Origin of the sequence: Herbaspirillum sp. B65 (assembly GCF_000333555.1) — a bacterium.
Classification (GTDB): Bacteria; Pseudomonadota; Gammaproteobacteria; order Burkholderiales; family Burkholderiaceae_D; genus Herbaspirillum; species Herbaspirillum rubrisubalbicans.
Window position 1 is genome coordinate 1 of record NZ_BADI01000132.1, and the last position, 6,079, is coordinate 6,079.

Below are 6,079 nucleotides of genomic sequence, written 5' to 3' on the forward strand. Positions count from 1 at the left end.
AGCCAGTTCGGCGATGCTGCAAACGATCCGAGATCAGACTGGCGTTTGGTCGTGCGAACAAGCAGAGTCAAGCGGCGTTACTTGGATGACAGCCTGCAAGCCGCCACTGATTTCCTGAACTCGTTTTATCTGGATGATCTAGATCGCTTAATCCTGCAAGCAGAACAGAACCGTCCTTTTGGTAAGGCTTTGAAAGCCTATCTTGGCCCGGCGCTGCAAGAGCACAAGCGTGTGGATATCCTCACCAATCACACGACCATGGCTGCACTGGTCAGTGCCCAGCACTTACCCAGCGCACGATGGCCGACATCGCCAAAGCAACCGCTTGCCATGGCACAGCAGGCAGCCGTCTCGCATGTAGCTGGTTCGCTGAGAAAAGCTGAGGGGCTTGTCGGTGTCAATGGCCCCCCTGGGACCGGCAAGACAACGCTTCTTTGCGACGTGATCGCCGAAATCATCACTGAACGAGCGAGGCAAATCGCTTTGCTTGATCGTCCTGTTGCCTTGTTCGAAGATAAGATCAATGTCGCAGACAAGAGCTTCTATCCGCTCAAACCAAAAATAGTCAATGGCACGTCCATCGTCGTGACCAGCACAAACAACAATGCGGTCAAGAATATTACGCAGGAATTACCTGCACTAAAGAAGATCGCAGGAGAGTTCAAGTCAGCCGACTACTTCGCAGAAGTTATGCGAGAAGTATTCCGAGCACAGAAGGTGTTTGACGAAAAGAAGGAGCCAATCGAACCCTGGGGTGTCATCGCGGCAGCCCTGGGCAATGCCGGCAACCGGCGTTCGTTCGCAAGCGGATTCTTTCGCGATGAATACCTGACTCAACGCGCAGACGAGCAGGGGGATGGACAAGGAGAAAAAGCAGGAGAACAGCCGCCTGCAGAAGAGAAACCACCGTCGATGAAGCAGCTTCTTGAGGCTGCATCTGCCACCGAACAATACAGAAAATACCAGAGCGAATGGCAGACTGCCAGGCAAAACTTCTTGACTCTCCAGGCCGAGTTCAAAAGCAGTCGCGACATTCTCCTACGGGCAGAGAATGCTGCCCGGTCCATCGATGAGCAGCAGGACCGATTGGCGGGCCTTTGTGAGGAAGAACGAACGCTCGACGAGGACATTCAATCCCGTAATCAGGCCGCCTCAAAACAACGCGAAGCACAGCTCACGCAGCGGGCAATCGTTGACGGGGCTCGCACTGTTCTGGAACAACTGCGTACCAGCACGCCTATCAATTTATGGGACCGTTTGCTGAACTTGTTCGGCCGTGAGAGCCGTCGGATGAGAAAATTGCGGCAATCCCTAGAAGAGCCGATCCAAGCTCTGGCAAACGCTTCAACTATCTTGGCGGACATGTCCAAGGAGGCCGCGAATGCTGACGCTCAGTTGAAGCAACAACAAGAAAAAAAGAAATTGATCTCTTCCGCCCGCCTGGTGTTGGAACGGGAATTGGACACCCATCAACGGGCACTTCAGGCTGGCTATGCGATGGGGGCAAAGCACTTTCCAGACTCCCAATTCTGGAATCTACCAGCTACAGAGCGGCATCGCGCCAGCCTAGCTGTGAGCCCTAAGTTCGACGATCTGCGGGCAAAGCTTTTCCTCCAGGCTGTAAATTTGCATCGTCTTACAATACTGGCCAACGCAGGAAAGTTCATCGCGAACCTGCGAGCAGTGAATAGTATGCTCACTGGTGGCTCACGCGACAAGCTCTCGCCGGAGCAAAGGCCGCTGCTGTGGGACGCCTTCTTCTTTGTCGTTCCCGTCGTTTCCACTACCCTCGCCTCGTTTGATCGGCTGTTCGTAGGCATGGGACAAAACAGCTTGGGATGGCTTCTGATAGATGAAGCTGGGCAGGCGACACCTCAATCAGCAGCGGGCGCAATCTGGCGCTGCCGACAGGCCGTCATTGTCGGTGATCCTCTACAAATCGAGCCAGTGTTCACTGTTCCTCGCAGCTTGACCGAGGAGCTGCGGCACCACCATGACGTAGAACCAAAATGGTCGCCTATCGACGAGTCTGTACAGACACTGGCGGATCGCATTACACCGTTCGGCTCCTGGGTCGAAACCCGTAGTTCATCAAAGGAGGATTCTTCAGAGCGGCTGTGGACTGGGATGCCATTACGCACCCATCGCCGCTGTGACGATCCAATGTTTTCGGTCGCCAACCGCATCGCCTACGCCGACCAGATGGTACAGGGCCGTGTCGACGAATCGGGAGTACCTACGCCGCGGGACTTCTCCAGCAGCCTAGGCGAAAGCGCATGGTTTGACGTACGTTCAACGCGAGTGAATCACCCCGTGTCCGAGGACGAAATCGCTTACCTTCTCACTTGTTTAAAGAGGTTGCAGCGAGAGAGAGACGAAAAGACTAAGGTCTACGTGATCTCACCTTTTCGCAAGGTTTCCCAGGCATGCCGAGAACGTGTAAGCGGTGCTGGAATTAACGGCATCGAATGCGGCACTGTCCACACGTTTCAGGGTAAGGAAGCGGATATTGTCTTTCTGGTGTTAGGTACTGCACCAGACCAAACGGGGACCGGGGCTCGCGGTTGGGCAGCGAGCAAGCCGAACCTGCTCAATGTAGCAATCACCAGAGCGCAATGTCGGTTGTACGTGATCGGAGATGCTAGCCAGTGGGGCCACTTGGACTACTTCCGCGAATTATTAAACGCAGTACCCAAAAGAAGCGTTAAGGAAATTGGACATAACCATGAATAAGTGGCTATCAATTACCTCAACAGCTCCAACCGGACCCATCTTTAGATATCATTTGATAGCGCCTACCAACTGGCTAGCTCAGTGGGTAGCTGGAGCGAAAACTCCGATTTAAAAAAACATAACACCATGTTTATAAAGAAATTTTTTTAAATTAGGTTTATAAGACATCATCCTGATGTGAATATCGCCGCTACACCGCCTCAACAGCCTCGCTAGCATTCTCGAAAGGAAGATAGCCCTTATAGATTAATTGATAGCGGACCACTGAGGGGTGTACCGCATATCGACGAGCGACAGCCTCCATGTCCTCTGGCGTGGGATTGGCCACATCCAGTTCTCTCTGTATGTCATCAAAGGGGCACAGCAAACTGTTTGCAAAGGCGCGCTGGAATCGTTGTCGGTCGCTTTTCGAGCGGCTCACGATACCAAAATGCTCCTCCTGTGCCCACACGGCATCCCCTAGCTGACGCATCAGCTCAAAGCGTAGCGATACCGGCACTTTGTTTTGGAGCGCGACACGCGATTTGCCCTGGCCATCGATGCGGGCTGTATAGGGCAGCTTCCTCGCTGTTGCGGTGGCGGCTTTGATATCGTCCCAGCGAATCTTGAGCAGTGCCGCCAATTCGTCATTGTTAAGCGGCCCGCCCACGATACCGATGATTTTTCGGAGATGGTCAGCGGCAACCTCAGCCATCCGCCACGGACTGACAGCGCTTGGCAAAGCCTGACTGGACAAAAAACCATTGATCTCTGCGGCCATACCAAGATCAATCTCCAAGGTCGATGCCTTGGTGGCTTCGATCACCGTGTGCAATGTCTGTGGACAGTTCGCACCTGGAACTGCGCGTGCGGCTTCTTCAACGCCGTTTTCACCAGCAATCTCTTCCAAGTCAACCAAGGCATTGATCACCGCGTCCGGCGCCATGTCGGCATCGAACCCCAGACAAGCCTCCAGCCGCCTCCAGCCGGCCAGCTCCGGGTCGCTACGTTCTCTGGCGATTTGGGCGACCAGGGTTTGAAGAGCCTCGCCATCAGCCATCTTCGCGCAATGACCAAGAATCGCAGCCAACAGCGCATCCAGCTCCCTTTCATAGTCATCCGCGGGCACCACACTGACTGGAAAATCAAAATAAGCCTGTGGACCACCCACTGTCTTTTTCCCGACACTTGGAGCAAAAGCGATGCGATCGCCAACGCTGTAAATCATGACGCGCGGCCAGAGTTCACCACCTGCGGCAGAATTCAACTCATGACGCAAACGCCAATCGATCGACGGAAGGCCATTCCCGCTAAGGGTTTCCCAACGCAGGCGCCACCAGTTATCCGCCAGCCAGAATGCAAGGGTGGTGGCCGAAGCACGAAAGTAATCGCGATTGGTCCCTTTACCAATATCCGCAATTCTTGAAATCACCGTGTGGCCGAGTTGCAATCTGAACTCGGCCACATCGTCAGTGGGATCTGGCCAGTTGGCAGAAAAGGTGAAAGAGCGAGAGGTATTCATCGATAAAAGGCTTCTGCCGCGGCAATAGCTGATGCCAACCCGGCATCATAGAAGTTTGCAAGACCCATTTCAGCATTGAGCACTGCCCTGGCGCGCACTAAAACATGGCGTGCAAATGCATCGTCAGGCAGTATCGGATAGCCGTGATACTGAAACTGTCCTGCATTGGTAATGCGTAGCTCGTAAATCCAACCAGTGTCAGCCAGTGTCCACAGCAAGCTCGGTGCACCTTTATTGTCTTGCTCCGACCAAAGCCCCAGTTTGACTGCCCGCGCCAAGAGCAAGGGCACCTGTCCCCATTGGCTCTGATCAAAATTTGCATGTTCGTCACAGTATGTCCGCTCAACATCTTGTCCCTGATAAGGTGCCAATCCGTACGCGACTGGATGGAATTTATGCTTGGCCGAAGGCCCATAGGATACTTGCCCTGAAAGTGCCAATCTCTGGCTCAACGTGGGCACGGCAGCAATCAACCTGCGATGTGGATTATTTCGAGACCGCGAAACCACGACTCTTGAAGGCGGTTTTTTTCTTGCCATTACTCACTCTTCATCATTAGCGCCGCACGCATGTCGCGTCAATCAACGTGCAACCGGTCATGGATCGAGAACCTTAGTTGCACTTCTTTTACTGGATTTTGCCGTGAGTTGCGATATCCCTGGGCTGAGCGTGACTCATTTTAGCGCAATCATCCCTCAGGGGCTCGCCATTGGTGCTGAAGAAATGAGCATCGGATCCATTCAGGAAAACATTCATATTCTTGTCCATATAACATTGTCCTGATCTCATCGTCGCGCAGGTCAACGGCCACAGCACATGCATTACAATGCGCACTCTTTTAGCTGGCCAGCGATGCTTTCTCCCTTTCAATGCCCACCCATACGTTCCTTGCAGTCTTCCTCTTATCGGTAATTTCACGGCGCATTGCCAGTGTTTTTTCGTTCCCGAGGCGCAACAACGGCGTGATGATACCGGTCCTCCCGATGCTGATCTTGTCCTCAGGCTCCCAGGAAGTGCCTGCCAGCCCGGCGAACACGGCATAATCTCTCTTTTTCGTCTCTGCACGACCTGCAAGCAAGGATTCCCCCGATGCTGTCCAACAACATGAAACGCCTGGCGGCCCTGCACTGGCCCTACAAGAAGCGGCTGGCCCTGGCATTCATTGCCATGATCGTCACCGCCGCCACCGAACCGGTAGTGCCCTATATCTTCCAGGTGCTGCTGGACAAGGGCTTCGTGGGCAAGCCGGCCTTTTCGCTGTGGCTGGTGCCGGCGGCGGTGATCGGCATCTTCTTCATTCGCGGCATCGCCACCTTTACCAGCTCCTACATGATGACCTGGGTCTCCACCCGCATCCTGAATGAACTGCGGCGCCAGATGTTCGCCCGGATGCTGGACCTGCCGCTGCACTTCTATGCCACCAATACCGTGGGCAAGGTCATCAACTCCATGATGTTCGAGGTGCAGCAGATCATCGACATGGTGACCAAGGTGTTCACCTCCATCCTGCGCTCGGCCCTGACGGTGCTGGGTCTGCTGGCCTGGCTGCTGTACCTGAACTGGGTGCTGACCATCGTCACCCTGGTGCTGCTGCCGCTGGTGACGCTGGTGGTGCGTACCACCGGCAAGCGCCTGAAGAAACTCAACCGCGATTCGCTGGCGGTCAATGCCGAGATGACCCAGGTGATCGAGGAAACCACGCGCGCCCAGCAGGTCATCAAGATCTTCGGCGGCCAGGACTACGAGAAGGAACGCTTCAACCGCCGCGCCGAGAACCTGCGCAGCTACACCATGCGCATGACGGCCGCCTTTTCTTCCACGGTGCCCATCACCCAGCTCAGACCG

The 6,079-nt window shown here is 54.5% G+C and carries 6 protein-coding genes; 3 read left to right on the forward strand and 3 right to left on the reverse strand.

What is annotated here, in order from left to right:
* Positions 1–81 precede the first annotated feature (81 nt).
* Entirely contained in the window at positions 82–2,733 is a 2,652-nt protein-coding gene (locus I5W_RS03505; protein ID WP_252716876.1) for an AAA domain-containing protein, read from the forward strand.
* 190 nt (positions 2,734–2,923) lie between these two features.
* Here I5W_RS03505 and I5W_RS03510 read toward each other — a convergent pair whose 3' ends face one another.
* On the reverse strand, positions 2,924–4,234 hold the full coding sequence (locus I5W_RS03510; RefSeq protein WP_044528195.1) for a hypothetical protein: 1,311 nt from the start codon (positions 4,232–4,234) through the stop codon (positions 2,924–2,926).
* Positions 4,231–4,686, reverse strand: a complete 456-nt coding sequence (locus I5W_RS30960; RefSeq protein WP_148289023.1) for a hypothetical protein — start codon at positions 4,684–4,686, stop codon at positions 4,231–4,233. Before I5W_RS30960 ends, I5W_RS03510 begins: the two co-directional genes overlap by 4 nt.
* Position 4,687: 1 nt before the next feature.
* On the opposite strand from I5W_RS30960, the gene I5W_RS30965 reads away from it, so the two are divergent.
* Positions 4,688–5,017, forward strand: coding sequence for a hypothetical protein (locus tag I5W_RS30965; RefSeq protein ID WP_148289024.1), 330 nt, complete (start codon positions 4,688–4,690; stop codon positions 5,015–5,017).
* 55 nt (positions 5,018–5,072) lie between these two features.
* Here the strand turns inward: I5W_RS30965 and I5W_RS03515 are convergent, their stop codons facing one another.
* Positions 5,073–5,312 carry a hypothetical protein gene (locus I5W_RS03515; protein WP_148289025.1) on the reverse strand — a complete coding sequence of 80 codons (240 nt, stop codon included), beginning with the start codon at positions 5,310–5,312 and terminating at the stop codon, positions 5,073–5,075.
* Between the two features lie 11 nt (positions 5,313–5,323).
* On the opposite strand from I5W_RS03515, the gene I5W_RS03520 reads away from it, so the two are divergent.
* Positions 5,324–6,079, forward strand: a 756-nt coding sequence (locus I5W_RS03520) for an ABC transporter transmembrane domain-containing protein (protein WP_044528197.1), incomplete at its 3' end; no start/stop codon positions are given.

What these genes read in the sequence shown, in the direction of transcription:
- I5W_RS03510 (WP_044528195.1), bottom strand. Translation starts at nt 4,234, where the DNA reads ATGAATACCTCTCGCTCTTTCACCTTTTCTGCCAACTGGCCAGATCCC.